Below are 19193 nucleotides of genomic sequence, written 5' to 3'. Positions count from 1 at the left end.
CATGACGATATTTACAAGCCTCGACACGCCGACATTGCTGCTTGATTACCAGAAACTGATGAAAAATATTAACGAGATTGCGAGCTTCGCTAAGGAACATAAACTTTCTTACCGACCCCATATCAAAACGCATAAATCCTTGGATATTGCGAAGCTGCAAATAAAAGCAGGTGCAGTCGGTGTCACCACTGCGACCATCCCGGAAGCGGAAGTCATGGCTGCCGGAGGGATCAACGACATCCTGATTGCCTATCCAATCTCAAGTCCTCAGAAGATTAAGAGATTGATCAAACTTTTAGAGCATGATGTAAAACTTAAAATATCAGTAGATAACAGGGACCAGTTAGCTTATCTGCAAAATGAACTGGAGCACACGCCATTTATTTTAGAGGTATGGATCAAAGTCAACTCCGGGCTGAACCGCTGCGGGGTCGATCCAGGAAAGGCTGCGCTGGCTTTAGCTAGGGAAATTTCCACGCATTCGAAGCTCAAACTGGGAGGGATTTTAACCCATGCCGGGCATTCTTATGCAGCCTCCAGTTTCGATGAAATAGAAAGGATTGGACTTCAGGAAGGGCAGGCAGTCGTTGAAAGTGCAGAGGAATGTGAAAAAGCAGGAATCCCAATCCCAGTAAGAAGTGTCGGTTCAACACCTACCTTTAAGATTTCTGGAAAGGTACCGGGAATTACCGAAATCAGGCCGGGGAATGCTGTGTTCTTTGATGCCATTCAAGCGGGATTAGGTGTGACAACACATGAAAACTGTGCCCTGACCGTACTGGCTTCCGTCATTGGTGTGTACCCAGATCGAATTGTCTTTGATACAGGGAGCAAAACGCTCTGCCTGGATAAGGGAGCGCATGGAAATGCGACAGTTAATGGATTCGGCCACATCCTCGGCCATCCGGAAATGACGATAGAACGATTATCCGAAGAGCATGGGATCGGAGTTGTTTCAGGAGAAACTTCTTTGAAATTGAGTGATAAGGTGGAGATTATTCCTAACCATGCTTGTACCGTTGCCAATATGTTTGAGGAGTATGTGGTCCATGAGAATGGACGGGTAGTCGGTAGTTGGAAAGTCGAAGGATAAAATATTTGATGTAAAAAAATAAATTAATAATAAATGCTCATTTCTTTGATAACAAAGGGTTGAGCATTTTTTTGTGCTCTGTTAGTTGATGATGTTGTAATTTCGATTGAAAGGTTGAAAATATTATCCATTAATAATTGCATTGGTTCTGCTGCTACTTTTGCTATTAGTGGATAGGTATTATGAACCCTTTTATAGAAATCACCAAACCCTCTAAGTTCAAGATCCCAATGTTCCAGTGAGATATAGAAACAATGGTTGATTGGAGCGGAAGGTGTGCGACCTCCTGCGGGATTAGCGGGACAGGTGAGACCCCGCAGGCGAAGCTGAGGAGGCTCACCGCCCGCCCCGCGGAGTCGCACACCTGGAGCGGAAATCTGGCAACAACATTACTCTTTTACAAAGCCTTTTTTTAATAAACACTTCTGATCACCGGAAGAACTGTAAAAATAATTAAAAAAATTTCCGATTAGACTTGAATCTAATTAGATAATAATCTAATATATAAAATATAAGTACTTAGATACTCATCTAATCTAATTGGCCGCAATCCATTTTTTTTTAAGGAGGGAATTTTTAAAATGGAGAAATACAACGTTACAAACCAGGAAAGGGAAAAAGTTTTATCAACTTACTTCAAGGAGGGTCTTGAGGGTCCGTTAAGCGAGTTTCCGAGTAAAGAAAAACGGAAATTCATTATCATCCAGCACTTAATTAAGCGTTTTGATCCGGAAGAAGCGTACACCGAAAAAGAAGTCAACGAGGTGATCAAGGCTGTCTTTTATGACTTTGTGACCATCCGCCGCTATTTCATTGAATACAAGTTCATGTCCCGTAACCGGGATTGCAGCAAGTACTGGTTGAATAACTAAATTTGAAGCGGGAGCTTTGACTCCCCATTCGTATAGTGGATTAATCTCTAAAGGCTGCCTCAATGATATGGGGCAGCCTTCTGGGTGTTGGGAAGCTAACAAGCTTTCAGACAGGACATTAGACATTGGGCTTGTATGGGGTTTACGATATTAATAGACATAAATCAGAAAGGGTGGATACATTGAAAATTCTTGTTGTAGGAGCAAACGGACAAATCGGAAAGCAGTTAGTCGGACTGATTCAGGACAGCGGCAGCCATACGGCCACAGCGATGATACGTAAAAAAGAGCAGGCATCACATTTCGAGTCTTCAGGTGCTGAGACGACCCTTGTGGATTTAGAAGGCGAAATTGAAGATATTGCAAAAGCAGCCCAGGGAGTCGACGCCATCGTATTCACAGCGGGATCCGGCCCGCACACTGGTGCAGACAAAACCCTGATGATTGATTTGGACGGTGCTGTAAAAACTATAAAAGCAGCTGAAAAGGCAGGCGTGAAGCGGTTCGTGATGGTGAGTTCATTCGATACCACCCGTGAAGCGATACAGGAAGCACCTGAATCCTTTGCGCCATACGTCGTCGCAAAGCACTATGCAGATGAGTGGCTGCGGGGAACAGACCTGGATTACACAATCGTTCATCCAGGAAGGCTGACTAATGAGAACGGAATCGGAAAAGTACAAATCGCCGGGAAAGTTGAAAGAGGAGACGTACCGCGTGAGGATGTTGCACAGGTTCTCTTTGGATGTTTGGAGAATGATTCGACGATTGGAAAAGAGTTTCAAGTGGTGAGTGGGGCTACATCAATTAAAGAAGCTTTAAGCAATATTTAGGATTGTTAAAGGGGGCAAAGTGCAGTGAAAGCACTTTGTCCCTTTTTCATAGAAGGAGTCATCTCCCCAAGCCTGAAACAAAAACCTGAAACTGCTCACACATAATCGACATATGCCGGAGTGTCACTGTGACTCTATTTCTAGAAGAATGCCTCTCCTTTAGTGTTGGAGAGGCTGGTCCAAGTAGAATGGTAAGAATAGAAGCGTTGAAATATAAAGAGAATTAGATTGACAAATATAGGAATTCTATTAAACTAAAAATAGTTCTCCCCTCAAGTTGCTTCCTTAAGCTTAATTTGCTTAAATTCCCCCCAGGATAATACCACTCGAAACTGTTTTTCTTACTCGCATTAACACAAAAAGTTTTCCGGATATCAAATTTAAGGGCCCTATAATGAACATGAACATTGGATAGGAAGAGGGATGCTATGGGATTTGAAGAAGAATATCAGGCCTTTATGAATAGTCACTTACAGACAAGGACCGGTGAACGGCTGCGGCGCTTACAGGAAGGTCACAAACATGCTGAAATGTTGTTTTTAAAACAAGTGTGGTGGCCGTTATTTCAGCATTTTCGGTATCTGCATCCGGAATATGAAGTCAATGATTTTAAGGATGGAAAAAGGTACTTGGACTTTGCTTATATTCGTCCAACCATGCAGATTTGCTTTGAGATTGACGGATACGGCCCACATTTACAGAAAATAAGCAGATGGCAATTTTCCGATAGCCTGGAACGACAAAACCAGTTGGTGATTGACGGATGGACCGTGATTCGCTTCTCATATGACCAAGTGAAAGAGAAGCCACGCCGATGCCAGCAAATTATTCAGCAAGTGATTGGCCGATGGCTGGGGGATGAACTGGATCAGATAACTCTTTCCTTAGTCGAAAAAGAAGTACTTCGGCTCGCGATTCGAAAAGGAGAGGCCATATCCCCTATAGAAGTTGCGGAATATGTTAATTTAAGTACCAGGACAGTTAGTAAAATACTTTCTCAACTTGTCGATAAACAGATGTTGACTCCGGCATCCGGGACAGTGAGAGTTCGCTCCTACCAGTTAGGGGCTCAACTAAAATACTTTCACTTAAACTAAAATAGCGGAAAGAATTTCCCTTAATCGGGAAGAAACATTGAAAGCAGGTAAAATAAAGGAAAGAATTTCCCTTATTTGCCTTGAAACACTCTAAAACAGGCAATTTTCTGCGTATAAGAGAAAAAAGTTCCTTTATTTATCCCAAAGTAAGTAAAAATCTGGATTTAACGGAAAAATTTTCTCTTATTTTTTCGCTAGTGTTCAAAGGAAGTGAGATGGAGGCGGGGAGCTTAGAGACGGTCCGGAGAACTGTACCATACAGTAATGAGGCTTATTAGAAGTTACCGTGGAGCCAGTGAAGGGTTCGCACTTGCGAAGTATCCGCTTAGTGTAACGGGATACTTGCACTCCATAAATAGAAACAGGTAGTGAAAATGCCCCTTATCAAAGGTGCTGTTCCACTACCTGTTCCTATATACAATATTACTAAGAATACATCTTCACCCGGTTATGATAACGGCCAATCGGTACCACTGAAGGGGAACCTGCAACTGGGTCTGATACTACCGTACAATGAAGGCCGAAGATGTCTTCTATCAATGTGCTTGTAATGACCTTGGACGGCTCGCCCTCTGCAACAAGCCTCCCTTTTTGAAGAGCAAAGATATGGTCTGCATACCGCGCTGATAGGTTGATATCATGAAGGACCATGACAATCGTGGTTCCGCGTTTTCGATTGAGGTCTGTCAGCAGATCCAGAATTTCGACCTGATAGGTAATGTCCAAGTAGGTCGTCGGTTCATCAAGAAACAAGATGTCTGTTTGCTGTGCAAGTGCCATAGCGATCCAGACACGCTGTCTTTGTCCGCCTGAAAGTTCATCAATACTCCTGTCGGCAAATTCAGCGATGTTCATGATATCCATTGCCTCGGCAACAGCTTCATAATCCTGTTTGGTCCAACCCTTCAAAAACGATTGGTGCGGGTACCTGCCTCGTCCAATTAAATCCGCAACCGTTATTCCCTCTGGAACGATCGGGGATTGCGGCAAGAGGCCCAACACACGAGCAAGCTGTTTCGGGGGAATTTTATTAATCGGTTTCCCATCCAACGTGACCTGTCCGGAAGTCGGTTTAATCAGCCTGGCCATCGTTTTGAGCAGTGTAGATTTCCCACAGCCGTTGGCGCCAATAATCACGCTGATTTTGTTATTGGGTATGGAAAGACTCACATCATGCAAGATGGTCCTGTCATCATAGCCGGCGGTGATTCCTTCAGATTGAAAAGTATGTGTTGGTTTCACTATAAATCTCCCTTTCGGTTCATTCGAATGAGCAAGTAGATGAGATAAGGTGCTCCGAGAATGCCTGTGATGACCCCTACAGGATATCGGGCAACGAAAGCGAACTGTCCAATAAGGTCCGCTCCTAGAACTAAGATGATTCCAATAAGGCCAGCCGGAATAAGAGGTGAGAATCCAACACCAACCAGTCTTATGGCGATAGGCCCTGAAAGGAATGCAACAAAAGCGATGGGTCCTGTTGCAGCAGTAGCTAACGCAATCATAAGGACAGAGCTGACTATGAGGATGAGCCTCGTCTTATCTGTATGGATTCCCAGTGATGTGGCAGCTTGCTCTCCAAGTTCCAACATCTCTAATTGTTTCCCAAACACCATGATAATAGGTGCGCAGATCAGAACCATAAGGATCAGAGGATACAGAGTCTCCATCTTGGCTCCATTCAGACTGCCGCTCAGCCATCTCATCGCTGTAGGGATATCGTGGTGCTGCCCAATCAGCAACAGATAGGAAATGACGGCGTCAAGCATCGCTTGAATTCCAATCCCCACTAAGATTAATCGTCCAATTGAAAAAGAAGTGCTCTTAGATAGTAGAAAAATAATGACGACTGCAGCAAGTCCGCCAACAACAGAGGCAATGGACACCACCATGTTACTGGCATGAAGGACAATGATGCAGAACACAGCGGCAGCACTAGAACCAGCTGTAATTCCAATTACATTCGGATTTGCCAGGGGATTCCGCAACATGGTCTGAAATACCGTTCCGGCAACACCGAAAGCAAACCCGGCAAAAACACCGGCAATCATTCTTGGCAGCCGGATTGTCCCAACTGCAAATGATACCCCTTTTACATCTTCACCCAGAAGGACACGGACGACATCCTGAACGGGATAAACCGTATTTCCCATCATAAGCATCGTACAGCAAAGGGCTAAGGAAACGATGGCAAGTATGGAAGTAACGAATAGGAAACGGCGGCGTCTCTTTATTCTGCCTGTCATAACTGTATTTAGAGTAATGGATTCATTCATCATAAGGCACGCATTTTCGCTTTCATAGTTAGTAAGATTAATATAGGTGCACCAATAAAGGCTGTAACGACGCCAACTTCCAACTCACCAGGACTGCCGAGAAGCCTGCCGCTCACATCGGCAATCGTTAAAACAATAGCCCCTGTAAGTGCTGACATCGGGATAACAAAACGTAAATCCGGACCAATCATGAGCCGGATCCAGTGAGGAGCCAACAATCCGATAAAGCCAATGGGACCTGCTAATGCGGTTGTTACACCACACAATAAAACACCGCCAAAAGAAGCGATAAGACGAAGTGTGCCAGTTCGCACTCCAAATCCTGTGGCAACTTCATCACCTAATGCTAAGGCATTCAATGCTGGTGCCGTGAATAAGGCGATCAGGATCCCAACACTGAGAAAAGGAAGGAAAATGGAGATGGAATCCCAGTTTCCTGCTCCGACACTGCCTACTTGCCAGAATCTGAATTGGTCCATGACACTTGAGCGGGGAATCATAATTGCGATGACAAGAGAGGATAACGCAGCACTTGTCGCAGCCCCTGCTAAAACGAGTTTAAGGGGCGTGGCGCCGCCACTCCCCATTGAACCAATTCCGAATACAAAAATGGCAGTTATGAATGCTCCTGCTAATGCAAACCAAATGTATTGGCTGGCAGAACCAATATTTAAAAAGGATATACCAATAACGACAAAGAGTGCTGCTCCTATGTTTACGCCTAATATGCTGGGATCTGCGATTGGATTCCGGGTAACGGATTGCATGAGTGCCCCGGAAACCCCTAATGCAGCCCCACACATAAGGGCAAATACCGTCCTCGCAATTCGTTGGCGGACTACATTGGCTCCGTGTGTTTGTACCTCAGGGTGGAATAAGCCGTTCATCAGCTCATTCCATCCTACTGTACGAGATCCAAAGGCAAGTGAAGCCAATACGCAAATGCCGAGTAAGATAATAGACAGGATCAATACCTTAATGAAGTTTTTTGGTAAAATTAACTGCTTATTTTCTGAACCGGATATAGTACTCATTAGTCAACTTTGCTTACAGCTTCTGAGAGCAGTTCTACGTACTTGTCAATTGTGTAATTAATTGAAAGCGTGCTTGGAGTTCCTGCCGCTGCAAGTGGTGTGTTATCTTCAATGATTACAACAGAACCTCTTTCCACCGCTGGAATCTTTCCAAGAATAGGGTCAGCCTGCAGAGCTTCAAGTGTATTTTCATTACCATACGAAACGAAGATATCAGCATCGTTCAGCATATCAGAATTTTCCGCACTTACTTCTATATAGAAGCTGCTTGAATCAATCTGGCTGGAAATACTTTCAGGATATTCAAATCCGAGCTCAGTAAGGAAAGCTCCGCGTGGATCTGTTTCTGAGTAAATATAGAACTTGGATAAATCAGCAGCATCAATGCTTACGAATGCAGCTTTCTTGCCTTCGAATTCAGGGTGTTCACTTGCTCTTTCTTCAATCAACTGTTCAGTTTCAGCAATCAATTTTTCCCCTTCTTCTGCCATTCCCATACCCATTGAGTTGTAAGTTACTTGTTCTCTCCAAGAAGCAACCCAAGGACTAGTTTGATAAGCAACAACTGGAGCGATCTGGCTTAATGTATCATATTCTTCTTGCGTAATGCCTGAGTATGCTGCCAGAATGACATCCGGATTCGAATCTGAAATCGCTTCAAAATCCAGTCCGTCTGTATCTTGGAAGATATTCGGGTTTTCTTCGCCAAGCTCTTCTACCTTCTCTGCCGTCCAAGGCAGCATTCCGCTATCATCTTGAACTCCGTAGTTTGCCGCTGAGAATCCAACAGGCATGACACCAAGAGCCAGCGCAACGTCATGGTTTGACCATGCAATAGTAGCAACGCGTTCCGGCTTCTCTTCAATTGTCGTTTCGCCGAATGCGTGTTCAATCACAATAGGATACTCCGTGTTGGTTTCTTCAGAACCAGATGATTCATCAGAAGCTTGTTCCGAATCAGAATTCGATTCCTCACCAGAACAGCCGGCGAGTAAAAGCAGAAGTAATGCAATTAATAATGTAGAGATAAATGAGAATTTGCGTTTTGAATTCATATGTAAACCCTTCCTTAAACTATTTTATTTGATAATGATTATCATTGTCATAAATATATATCTTATAGATGATGTTGTCAATACAATATTGGTAAGGTAATTGAGAAAAATGTTACAGATTAGTAATAAGATAGTTAGATTCATATTTTTAACTATTGTTTTTCTGATAATGGAGAGTTTTTGTATGCAGAAACGAGAGTGGGGGGGCAGAGGGACAGGTGAACTTTCCCTATTCAAAGATACTAGTTAAAGAGAGTGGAGGCGTTGTGGGGCAGGTCCTGCCCAGCAAATTCAGCTTTCATTAAATGGTACCTGTTCTAAACAATTTTCCGAACCACAGCAGGGACAGAGCTCACCATCAATTCCATATTCACCTTCATCAAGTTCCTGTGTGTAGATATAAAAGCACCACTGGCACATAATAAATTCCATTATTCCTCTCCTGCCTTTCCTGCTAACAGCATGTTTTAAAAGGATTATTTTAAATCTGTTTCTTATTACTTCTGTAGCAGAAGTAATAAGAAACAGTCACATGAACCTGATAAAAGAGGGGGTATCAAGTTCTGAACGCAGGGAACACAACAAATGAGAATTGTTATCATTTGTTGTGTTCATTATATGTGATAATGATTCTCAATGTCAACTGAAGTTGGGTTAATATTTGTTTTCTCACTTTGGTGCAGAGAGGCAGCCTACGCTTAAAGAAAGTGCTGGTTTTTTCTGTAATGATCCTGCAGCCACGAAAAAAGGCGAAAACAACTACTGGGAATTGGATCTGGATGAAGGGTATGGAGCAAGCAAGAAATTGTCTCTTCTAAAACTACAAAGGTTTATATGAAAGATTGTATGAAGAAGGATGGTCAAACGGTACCAACCAAAAAGGAGTGACGGAAGAGGAACCAGAGCCTCTGTAATAGAAACATGGGGACGGCTTCAAAGTGAAGCAGGAGAACCGTCCCGATGTTTTTGTGCTTTTTTTATGGAAAAAATAACGAAAATTATATTGACATTGATAATCATTATCAATTATAGTCATAAATGATAACGGTTATCAATTAAATAAATTTGGAGGTCATCATATGAAAAATAACTATTTTCTAAGTTTACTATTCTTGTTTACTCTCATGCTTGCAGCTTGCGGTACAGAGGAGGCTTCAACTTCTAAAGAAGAAACGGAAGAGGTCAAAACACAAACGGAATCCGTTACAGCTTCCTCTGAAGAAAAAGAAACAGAGGCAGAATCGAAAGAATTAAAAGTCCTTGATTCTATTGGTCAGGAATTGGTTTTTGAAGAGGCACCTGCAACTTTTGCTGCGTTGAGCACTGGAGATTTAGATATTATACATACATTAGGTGGGGAACTCGTTGGAAGACCGACTTCACATGCTCCTGTGGCAGACGATTTGAAGAGTGTTCAAGAGATCGGTAACCCTCACCAACCGAATTTTGAAGTGATTGCCGGGTTGAATCCGGATGTACTGGTGGCAAGCCCGAGCTTCCAAGCCCAAGCTCATACGCTTGAATCACAAGGAACCAAGATTGTGTACACACAAGCAAATTCAATTGAAGATATTACGAACACGATTACGTTGTTTGGAACGTTATTAAACAAGGGTGATCAAGCAGAGGAAATTGTAGAAGGCATTCAAAAGGAAATCGGCGAGAAAATTGAAGGAGATGGAGTACGGTCGCTTCTTGTCTACGGAGCTCCTGGCACGTATCTTGCGGCTTTACCAAATTCCCTGCCTGGAGATATTTTAACGTATGCCGGCGGAGTGAACATTGCAAGTGCTTTCCCGCAGCATGAAGAGTATCCACAGTATGCGACCCTAAATGTTGAACGAATCATTGAACAAAATCCTGAAGTCGTCTATTTGATTACCCATGGTGAGCCGGAAGCGGTAAAGGCAGCGTTTGAGGAAGAAATGTCTCAAAATGCTGCATGGAAAAACTTAGATGCCGTCAAAAATGGAAATGTCGTGATTTTACCTTCTCATTTATTCGGAACGAACCCAGGAACGAAGATTACAGAATCGGTAGAGTTTATGCGTGATAGTGTGAACTCGGTGAGGAAGTAATGAGTGAAGAAGCAGCGCAATCGTTACAGATGAACGTTCAGGAACACCCTTTCGCGAAAAGGCGAAGGGTTCTGCTCTTTCTTTTATCAGGACTGATTTTATTATCTTTAGCTTTTGGCGTCATGACCGGTGCAGTTTCGGTTTCAATCTCTGAAGCGGTCAAAGGGGTTGTGAACGCGGAAGACTCTTTTGCGCGGCGGATTGTGTGGGATTTACGGATTCCAAGAGTACTGATCGGGTTTATCGTTGGGATGTGCTTAGCGGCAGCGGGAGCGATATTACAAGGGATTATGAGAAATCCTCTCGCTGATCCAGGAATTATCGGGGTATCATCAGGAGCAGGTCTTGTCGCAACATTTATTATGATCCTTTTCCCGACAATGATTCACTTTTTGCCATTGGGAGCGTTTTTGGGGGCGTTGTTAACGACACTGATCATTTATGCGATGTCTTGGAAACGGGGAGCGAGCCCGGTGCGAATTATTTTAGTAGGTGTGGCGGTCAATGCGCTGATTGGAGCGGTGATGAGTGCGATCATGCTGTTGTATAGTGACCGTGTTCAGGCAATTTTACCTTGGCTGGCTGGCGGGATTGCGGGAACAGGCTGGCTTCAGTTCGAGATGATTATCTATTACACGCTTGCGGCCTTTGCGTTAGCCATGCTTTCGATTAAGCATATCCGAATCCTGCAATTAGGGGATGAGGTCGCTAAATTGTTAGGTCACAAAGTAGAGCGAAGTCGCTTTTACCTCATTATCCTAAGCTCCCTGCTAGCAGGAATTGCCGTGAGTGTTTCCGGTCTCATCGGGTTTGTAGGACTCGTCGTTCCGCATATCATTCGTCTCCTGATTGGAAATGATTTTCGATATCTGCTTCCTTTTTCTGCGATTGGCGGCGGTGTGCTTGTTGTTTTTGCCGACACCCTTGCGCGAACGTTGTTTGACCCGATTGAACTGCCTGTAGGCATTCTGCTTTCATTTATCGGCGGGCCGTTCTTTATGCTATTGATTTCGAGAAGGAGGAACGATGATGCTTCATTTGGATAGGGTGACGTACGATCATTCCGAGCATTTCGAGTTAAAAGAAATTAGTATGACGATCTCCACTGGTGAAATTATCAGTCTCATAGGTCCAAACGGTTCGGGTAAATCAACGCTCTTACGGTTGATGGCGCGCTTATTAGCACCTAAGGAAGGGAGTATCCTGCTTGATGGTGAAGCGATTCATCGGATGAAGACGAGAGATGTAGCGAAGCAGATGGCAATGCTCCCTCAAATGCATGATCATTTTCTTGATTTGACGGTGAAAGAACTAGTGGAATTCGGTCGTTATCCTCATCAAAAGTCTCGTGCTGCGTTAACCGATAAGGACCGGGATGTTGTGGACTGGGCGTTAGAGGTAACAAATATGAAGGGATATACCCACCGCCTGCTGCCATCGCTTTCTGGCGGTGAACGTCAACGAGCATGGATTAGTATGGCGATTGCGCAACAACCGAATGTTCTATTGCTGGATGAACCGACAACTTACTTGGATATTGCTCACCAATTAGAGGTGATGGAGCTCGTTCAGCAGTTAAACAGAACGCAGAATATGACGATTATCATGGTGCTGCATGATATCAATCAAGCGGCAGAGTATAGCGATGAGCTGTTTGTGATGAACCACGGAAAGATTCAATATGAGGGTGCACCAGATCAAGTAATGTCAGCAGAGATGTTTCAGTCGGTGTTTCATATTGATGTCGATATTCATAAAAGTGATGGCGCTCTATTTTATAAACCAAAACGCATGAGAAAAGAGGAGGATGTTTTATGCAGCAGCAGGTAGCGCTTAAGGAAGAGTTGGTCCGCGAATTTGTTCGAGCCGCCCACGGTGATTTTGATCGTGTCGTAGAGCTTTTTAATGCCGAACCCGGTTTACTGCATGCTGTCGTCAACTGGGGAGGAGACGACTGGGAAAGTGCTCTGGGAGCGGCAGCGCATGTAGGCCGAAAGGATATTGCGTTGTTTTTACTGAAGAATGGTGCACGAATAGATATCTTTACAGCGGCGATGCTTGGTAAGCTATCCATCGTACAAGAAATCCTGGCGGTCCAACCAAGTGCCTTGCATACACCAGGCCCACATGGAATTCCATTGCTTCGTCATGCTATGATGGGTGGAGAAGAAGCATTAAAGGTTGTCTACTACTTAGAAGGATTGATGAAAGGGGACATGCTGGCATGATTTTGGTCACCAATAATATTAAAATTAAAAAAGGCAAGGCATACGAGGTTGCCGAGCGTTTCAAAAAGAGAAAAGGGATTGAAGAGACACCTGGCTTTGTGAAGATGCAGCTGTTAATCTCTACAGACCAAGAAGAACATGATGTACTACATGTGAGCACGACTTGGGAGAACGAAGAAGCGTTTAAAGCGTGGACGCAAAGTAATGCGTTCAAAGAAGCCCATAGCAAACGAAACGAAGAAGGTTCTTCACAAGAAAAAGGAGAGAGTCCTATTCTAGGAGCATACCTGACCAAATCAGAAATCGTCTATGAGCATGAATGAAATAAGGGGACGGTTCTTCCGCTTCAGAATGAGGCGGGGAGGACCGTCCCCTATTTTTAAATATGAAGGCTTGTTCTTTCAATTATTACTGGATTCGATTCAGGTATTTTTAAAAGCCGAATAGAATTGGTAGCGAAACAAAGGGTGAGCTCCGAAATCTGGGCCTGCCCCCCGTACTAACGTATCGGGGGACAGGCCCTTTTCTTCATGGTTCTGAAATTCCCTGGCTATGCCGTGGGGGACAAGAGAGCTTATAGCGTGGTATGGAAAATTCTCCCTCCATGAAAGGATAATCAGGTTTCCCTAGCACTTCATTCCATTGCAGCAGGAGGTATGCCCTGTGAAGGACATGAATAAGTCCTATCTATAATAAGGGGAAATTTTCCCGTTAAGCTGTGGAATAGCATTCGATTTAGAGTAAATAAGCGGTATTTTTCCCCTTAAGCACAGCAAAATGAACCACTTTCGCATCTTTTTAAGAGAATAAGGGGAATTTTTCCGCTTATTTTAGCTGTTTTTCGTGTTTTTTCTTAAATAAGAGGAATTTCTCCCCTTATTTTTCGAAAATCTTCAAAGAGGTGAAGGTGCCTGGCCCCTTACCGCGCGGCCGATTGGTGGTCTTTTTGAAACATACTAAGAAAATCTTAAGAAATGCATAAAGTGTTTGTTAAGATTTGATTGGTATGATTCTTTTAGAACTTATAATAAAGAGGGGATAAAGGTTGAAGCCTATTAAGGAGTGAATTTTCATGAATATATTGGTTTGTGATGATGACCGTGCCATTGTCGATGCGATAGAAATCTATTTGGAAAATGAAGGTTATACAGTATTGAAAGCTTTTAATGGAATGGAAGCGATCGAGGTAATTAGAGAGAATGAGACTCACCTTATTATCATGGATATTATGATGCCAAAAATGGATGGAATCAGAGCGACCATGAAGATTAGAGAAGAGAATAATATTCCTTTGATCATGCTGTCTGCCAAGTCTGAGGATTCGGATAAAATTATCGGGTTGAATTTAGGGGCGGATGACTATATCACCAAGCCGTTTAATCCTTTGGAATTGATAGCAAGGGTTAAATCTCAGCTGAGAAGATATACAACCTTTGGAGGTCTTGAAACGAAGAGCTCTGTATATCAAACCGGGGGACTGATGGTCGATGATGAAAGTAAAACGATCACCGTCGATGGGGAGGAAGTCCATCTTACTCCTGTACAGTATAAGATCTTAAAGCTTTTGATTTCAAACACTGGCAGAGTTTTCTCCATTGAAGAGATTTATGAGAAGGTATGGAATGAACCAGCTCATAGTCCGGAAAACACTGTATCCGTTCATATAAGAAAAATCAGAGAGAAAATAGAAATCAATCCAAAGGAGCCAAAATATTTGAAGGTGGTGTGGGGAGTTGGGTACAAAGTTGAAAAAATATAGCCATTCAGTCCTAACAAAAATAGTGGTTTTTATTTTCGCTGTTTTATGCGTTACGGGTATTATAAAGGCATGTGTAGAGGTGGAAATCGTAAATGACGGAGACTTTAGCAGCGTGGGTGATGACCATTATTTTGAAAGCAGGACCTATGTTCAGGAAAGTGAAAATCTCATTGGTACTCTCACGACCTTGATAGATGACTATAAGAGTGAGGAATATATTAAAAACGGCGGAACAATCAATGAGGATGATTGGAGAAATGAAGAAGAGAACTTATTTATGAATTATCAACACCAATCCAGAAGTTATAATCCTGAGTTTAGTGAAGAAAGAAATTATGAAACTTTTCTACAAGAATACGCTGACGAAATCTCTCAGGTAAAGAATGAGATGATTAAGCAGGACCTAAAAGAATTTCATGCACTTTTACAAAATCTTGAAGATTATGAAGCACCACTGTTCTATGCCAGTAATGGCGAAAATGTGTTTTCTAACACAACGATGACAGAAAAGGAACAGTTTGAAAGCTACCCTTCTTATATGATGTTTGAAGAGTATAAACGAGAATTCTTCCCAAATGAAGTGAAAGAAAATGAACACTTATACTGGATAACAAGTAAGCTGGAAAACGTAGATCACGAAAATATGATTATTTATGTTGCTTTTACGGAAGATTTCTTAGATGCTCAAATAAAAGAGTGGGAAAGCAGTAAAGCAATAGCTATCAAGAACCTATATACAATAGCATGGTATTTGTTCGGTTTTATCCTTTCATTTGCCTATCTTGTATTCGTGACAGGAAGAGAGTCATTTAAGGATCAAAAGGTACACTTTCATGCAGCAGACAAATTATATAATGACATTAAGATTGTGATGGGGATAGTTCTTATCTCGCTTTGGGGTGCATGGGCCGATGAAGTGTCTACTAACATTGATTTATTATTCTTGCCCATAACGGTTCCCATTGTTGCGGTTGGACTGCTATTGGTCCTTTCATTAGTGAAACATTTCAAAAATAAGACGCTTTTCAAGCATACACTGATCTTAAGTATGATCTATAAGGTCATTCAATTTGTGCGGGAAGTATATAGAAGCGGAAGTGTCGGTGTGAAGACGGTACTAATCGTCATCGGCTATCCGATTTTGATTGCTCTATCGTTCTTCATGTTCCCGATAACCATTGGTGCAGCAGCGTGGTTTGCCCACAAAAAAATCAAATCCTTTAAAGCGTTACAGGACGGTGTAGAGGCAATAAAGGATGGCAATATACATCACCGGATCGAAGTGACGGGCAAAGGAGAGTTCAGCAGACTGGCTTCCGATATTAACAGCATAACGGATGGCTTGAAAAAAGCAGTTGATAGTGAACTCAAAAGTGAGCGGTTAAAAACGGAGCTCATCACGAATGTGTCTCATGATATACGAACTCCTTTAACTTCTATCATCACGTATGTTGATCTGTTAAAGACTGAAAAGGACCCATCAAAAACAGAAGGTTATATTGAAGTATTAGATCAAAAATCTAAAAGGCTGAAAGTATTAACAGATGACTTATTTGAAGCAGCGAAGGCCTCCAGCGGAAATATCCCCGTTACTTTAGAGAAAATTGATATTGTATCCTTGATTACTCAGGGACTGGGGGAAGTCAATGACAAAGTAGCAGCCAGAAATTTAGATTTTAAGATCCATCATCCCAAGGAAAAAATCTATGTTGCAGCTGATGGTAAGTTATTGTGGAGATCCGTAGAAAACTTATTATCGAATATATTTAATTATGCTCTCGAGGGATCAAGAGTCTATATAGATATTGAGGATTGGGGCAATGAAGTGCTTATCACTTTCAAAAACATCTCAGCAACTGAGTTGAATATCTCAGCAGACGAATTAATGGAGCGTTTTAAAAGAGGAGATGAATCCAGAACGAGCCAAGGCAGCGGGTTAGGATTATCCATTGCAGGGAATTTAATTGAAATCCAAAAAGGAAGATTCACTATTCATGTAGATGGAGATTTATTTAAAGCTAAAATCTATTTGCCTAAGCATCAAGATCGTAATATGTGACAGGTGAAAAGAAAAGCGTTTTTAAAAAAACGTGATTTGGCATAGGAACTGGTTAATGCTTCTGTTATATGACACAAAAAAACCGGTCAGAGGTTAAAACCCCTGACCGGTTTTTAGTCGTTACCGCGCGAGGATAAGGTTTATCTGATACTTTGCTTTCTAGGTGCAGTCCTGCTCGTAAGCAAGGATACTCATTTCGTAAATAGTGTATTTTTTTAGGGGTGTCACTGGGACTTGATTTCATTGATTGTGATACCGATAATAAACGACCAGCCATGCACTGCTAACAATTAAATATATTGGAAAAGAGTAATAAATTTTATATCCATGGTTGTAATGGTAAACGCCAACTTTAACTGCCCAATACTCTAACCCTATATAAATAAAGCTCCAAATCAAGATATAAATTGACTTCTTTCTCCAAAAAAAGGGGGCACAATCAAAGATATACAAGTATAGATAACAGATGGGCCCAAAGGATAAATAGGAAATGAAATCGATCAATTGGTAGGATGACTTATCATTAACGTCATAAAAACTGACCGGCTGTACACTGACAGTGTGGTCAAAAAAGAATCCTGTAAAAATGCCGCACATAATAAATAAAATAGTGACTTTATCTGAAAATCTCTTTGGGAAAAACAGAACAACTAATATCCCAATCATTAATCCAATTAATACAGACCATTCATTCGCATTAAAGTGATCATCATAAACAATCATGCCTTAGTCACTTCTTTTCCTTTTATATTGGAAATGAAACCAGCCATTAGACTGGAGAAGATCGTGTAACTAGTAAATAGTAATATCGTATATAGGGGATTCCAGTGTGTTGTCGTTAATATCCCTAATTTGGTAATTAAGAGGTTTATCAAAAGAAAACACAAATTGATTAAGATGACAACTGCAAATACTAATGGTTTCCCCCTATTGCGTAAAACGTTGGCAGTAATGACAAATATTAATGGAATCATGAATAATCGCATAACTAAATCAGCAAATGACTTTTCAATACTTTGGTCGATTTGAATCCATTTTAAGTTGAGATGCAATACCGTGAAAATACTAAGTTCAAATACGGTATTAGCAAAATAAACAAACACCATTTCAATCTCAGATAACTTTTTGGGAATCAGAGTAAGGATAATGACAACAAGCCAAGTCATAAGAACACATACAGCAAGAGACAATAGAAACCCTTCCTTTAAAATGACAGATTATGATTAGGATGAACAAAATGAATATAAAAATTCCTTTTGGAGTGGGTCTTTTTGCATACCAAGTGGATTCCAGGGGTAAACCTCAAATAAAAGGATGATAGCCGTGGCTTTCGACTATAATTTGGACTTTGATAAACAGGGCCTGACCCCATGTACGCTAAAGTATTAACGTACATGGGGTCAGGCTCCGCTTTTTCTCCGCAATAAACAGCATGGACATTGCAAAAGTTCTCCACTGTCAGTTATCCTCGAACCTTTCCACAGGGCCATGAAGTTTCAGGCCTTTTTCTTTGAGTTCGACAGCAAGATGATCCATATTATTCGTCCCGAGAGCTATCATCCCTGGGGGTCTCCGAAAGGCAAATCAGTGACAAGCTGTGTTAAATCAGCGGGTTATCGTCAAAACCTGTATGGTGATTACAGCCATTGGAATGCAGGATCTCTGACATAGTATTTATCACCTATTGACAGATGGTTTACCACTACATGGATTAATCATTGTATTACGTAGAAGGAACTATCTTGTGCAGCAAACTTAAAATTTATGATGAACTTATATACTACAATCAATTAATGGAGATAGTTAGCAGGAAGCTACTTAGTGGTTTCTTGTTTTTTTATGTTACGTATCAAATAACCGTTGACTTGTTAGTCAATTTTGATTTACAATCAATTTGACTGATCAGTCAATACGTAAATTAAGGAGTTATAATAATGAACGTTATTGAGATAAAAGGTCTTACCAAGCACTATAAAAAGAGTCGGGGAATAAAAAATGTTTCACTCTCCGTTCAAAAGGGAGAGATCTTTGGATTCATTGGTCCTAATGGTGCAGGAAAAAGTACGACCATTCGAACTTTACTTAATTTCATTCTTCCCACAAACGGCAGTGCCTCTATTTTTGGGAAAGACATCGTTTCGGAATCCATGGAAATTAGGAAGAATGTTGGTTATCTTCCATCAGAAGTAAATTATTATGATGATATGAGAGCAATAGACCTCCTACAGTATTCGGCAAAGTTTTATCAATATAAGAACACAAAAAGAATGAATGAGTTAGCTGACAGGCTGCAATTGGATCTCCAAAAGAAAATTGAAGATTTGTCTTTTGGGAATCGAAAGAAAGTTGGCATTATCCAAGCAATCCTGCATGAACCGAAACTACTTATTTTAGACGAGCCGACTGGTGGGTTGGACCCTTTGATGCAGCAGGTTTTCTTTGAGCTTCTAAAAGAAGAGAATGAAAAAGGAACAACCATTTTCTTCTCCTCACACATCCTAAGTGAAGTTCAAAAAATGTGTGAGCGGGTAGCTATTATCAAAGAAGGTAGGCTCGTGAAAGTGGAGAGAGTTGAGACACTCATTAAAAATAATCTAAAGAGGATAAACATGCTGGTTGAAAATAATAAGGATATACAGCTTGATTTTGAAGGAATCTTGGATATCCAAAAAAATGGGAGTGGTATAAATCTTTTATATAGCGGTGATGTGATGAGTCTGCTCCATTCCTTAAACAAACTGGAGTTAAAAGACATAACGATAGAAGAACCTTCACTGGAAGAAGTGTTTATGCACTTTTATGAATAGGA

The 19193-nt window shown here is 41.6% G+C and carries 17 protein-coding genes; 12 read left to right on the top strand and 5 right to left on the bottom strand.

All coding sequences use genetic code 11. From position 1 onward, the window contains the following. Window position 1 precedes the first annotated feature (1 nt). The 4 genes from M1E09_RS19410 (at window position 2) to M1E09_RS19395 (ending at window position 3895) form a co-directional block, all read left to right on the top strand. A complete protein-coding gene (locus M1E09_RS19410; RefSeq protein ID WP_456272464.1) occupies window positions 2-1093 on the top strand; it encodes a D-TA family PLP-dependent enzyme in 1092 nt (363 codons plus the stop codon). Window positions 1094-1674: 581 nt separating this feature from the next. Further along, a complete protein-coding gene (locus M1E09_RS19405; protein ID WP_456272463.1) occupies window positions 1675-1965 on the top strand; it encodes a DUF2087 domain-containing protein in 291 nt (96 codons plus the stop codon). A 182-nt stretch (window positions 1966-2147) separates the two neighbouring features. Continuing rightward, on the top strand, window positions 2148-2798 hold the full coding sequence (locus tag M1E09_RS19400; RefSeq protein ID WP_456272462.1) for an SDR family oxidoreductase: 651 nt from the start codon (window positions 2148-2150) through the stop codon (window positions 2796-2798). Window positions 2799-3226: 428 nt separating this feature from the next. After that, complete coding sequence (locus M1E09_RS19395) at window positions 3227-3895, top strand: DNA-binding response regulator (RefSeq protein WP_456272461.1); 669 nt, start codon at window positions 3227-3229, stop codon at window positions 3893-3895. A 426-nt stretch (window positions 3896-4321) separates the two neighbouring features. Here M1E09_RS19395 and M1E09_RS19390 read toward each other — a convergent pair whose 3' ends face one another. From M1E09_RS19390 to M1E09_RS19370, 5 genes are all read right to left on the bottom strand, one after another. Next, window positions 4322-5137, bottom strand: coding sequence for an ABC transporter ATP-binding protein (locus M1E09_RS19390; protein ID WP_456272460.1), 816 nt, complete (start codon window positions 5135-5137; stop codon window positions 4322-4324). Next, window positions 5137-6174 (bottom strand): FecCD family ABC transporter permease, encoded by a 1038-nt coding sequence (locus M1E09_RS19385; RefSeq protein ID WP_456272459.1) that lies wholly within the window; start codon window positions 6172-6174, stop codon window positions 5137-5139. Before M1E09_RS19385 ends, M1E09_RS19390 begins: the two co-directional genes overlap by 1 nt. Then, window positions 6171-7205 (bottom strand): FecCD family ABC transporter permease, encoded by a 1035-nt coding sequence (locus tag M1E09_RS19380; RefSeq protein WP_456272458.1) that lies wholly within the window; start codon window positions 7203-7205, stop codon window positions 6171-6173. The genes M1E09_RS19385 and M1E09_RS19380 overlap by 4 nt, the downstream gene beginning before the upstream one ends. Then, window positions 7205-8260 carry an iron-siderophore ABC transporter substrate-binding protein gene (locus tag M1E09_RS19375; protein WP_456272457.1) on the bottom strand — a complete coding sequence of 352 codons (1056 nt, stop codon included), beginning with the start codon at window positions 8258-8260 and terminating at the stop codon, window positions 7205-7207. Before M1E09_RS19375 ends, M1E09_RS19380 begins: the two co-directional genes overlap by 1 nt. 291 nt (window positions 8261-8551) lie before the next feature. Then, the gene (locus tag M1E09_RS19370; RefSeq protein WP_456272456.1) at window positions 8552-8692 is read right to left on the bottom strand and encodes a hypothetical protein; all 141 of its coding nucleotides are present in this window, start codon (window positions 8690-8692) and stop codon (window positions 8552-8554) included. Between the two features lie 647 nt (window positions 8693-9339). Here M1E09_RS19370 and M1E09_RS19365 point away from each other — a divergent pair. The 8 genes from M1E09_RS19365 to M1E09_RS19330 all read left to right on the top strand — a co-directional run bounded on the left by M1E09_RS19365 (window position 9340) and on the right by M1E09_RS19330 (window position 19191). Further along, a complete protein-coding gene (locus M1E09_RS19365) occupies window positions 9340-10338 on the top strand; it encodes an ABC transporter substrate-binding protein (protein ID WP_456272455.1) in 999 nt (332 codons plus the stop codon). Next, window positions 10338-11384: a FecCD family ABC transporter permease gene (locus tag M1E09_RS19360; RefSeq protein ID WP_456272454.1), complete on the top strand. Its 1047-nt coding sequence runs from the start codon at window positions 10338-10340 to the stop codon at window positions 11382-11384. Before M1E09_RS19365 ends, M1E09_RS19360 begins: the two co-directional genes overlap by 1 nt. Then, a complete protein-coding gene (locus M1E09_RS19355; RefSeq protein ID WP_456275037.1) occupies window positions 11368-12168 on the top strand; it encodes an ABC transporter ATP-binding protein in 801 nt (266 codons plus the stop codon). Before M1E09_RS19360 ends, M1E09_RS19355 begins: the two co-directional genes overlap by 17 nt. Beyond that, complete coding sequence (locus M1E09_RS19350) at window positions 12153-12566, top strand: ankyrin repeat domain-containing protein (protein ID WP_456272453.1); 414 nt, start codon at window positions 12153-12155, stop codon at window positions 12564-12566. The genes M1E09_RS19355 and M1E09_RS19350 overlap by 16 nt, the downstream gene beginning before the upstream one ends. Beyond that, window positions 12563-12889, top strand: coding sequence for an antibiotic biosynthesis monooxygenase (locus tag M1E09_RS19345; protein ID WP_456272452.1), 327 nt, complete (start codon window positions 12563-12565; stop codon window positions 12887-12889). The genes M1E09_RS19350 and M1E09_RS19345 overlap by 4 nt, the downstream gene beginning before the upstream one ends. Before the next feature lie 749 nt (window positions 12890-13638). Then, the gene (locus tag M1E09_RS19340; RefSeq protein ID WP_456272451.1) at window positions 13639-14325 is read left to right on the top strand and encodes a response regulator transcription factor; all 687 of its coding nucleotides are present in this window, start codon (window positions 13639-13641) and stop codon (window positions 14323-14325) included. 79 nt (window positions 14326-14404) lie between these two features. Continuing rightward, window positions 14405-16384, top strand: a complete 1980-nt coding sequence (locus M1E09_RS19335; RefSeq protein WP_456272450.1) for a histidine kinase dimerization/phospho-acceptor domain-containing protein — start codon at window positions 14405-14407, stop codon at window positions 16382-16384. A gap of 1934 nt (window positions 16385-18318) precedes the next feature. Further along, window positions 18319-19191 carry an ATP-binding cassette domain-containing protein gene (locus M1E09_RS19330; RefSeq protein WP_456272449.1) on the top strand — a complete coding sequence of 291 codons (873 nt, stop codon included), beginning with the start codon at window positions 18319-18321 and terminating at the stop codon, window positions 19189-19191. Window positions 19192-19193 lie beyond the last annotated feature (2 nt).

The organism is Bacillus sp. AK031, from assembly GCF_053903065.1.
This window is presented reverse-complemented; position numbering and strand designations above follow the sequence as displayed.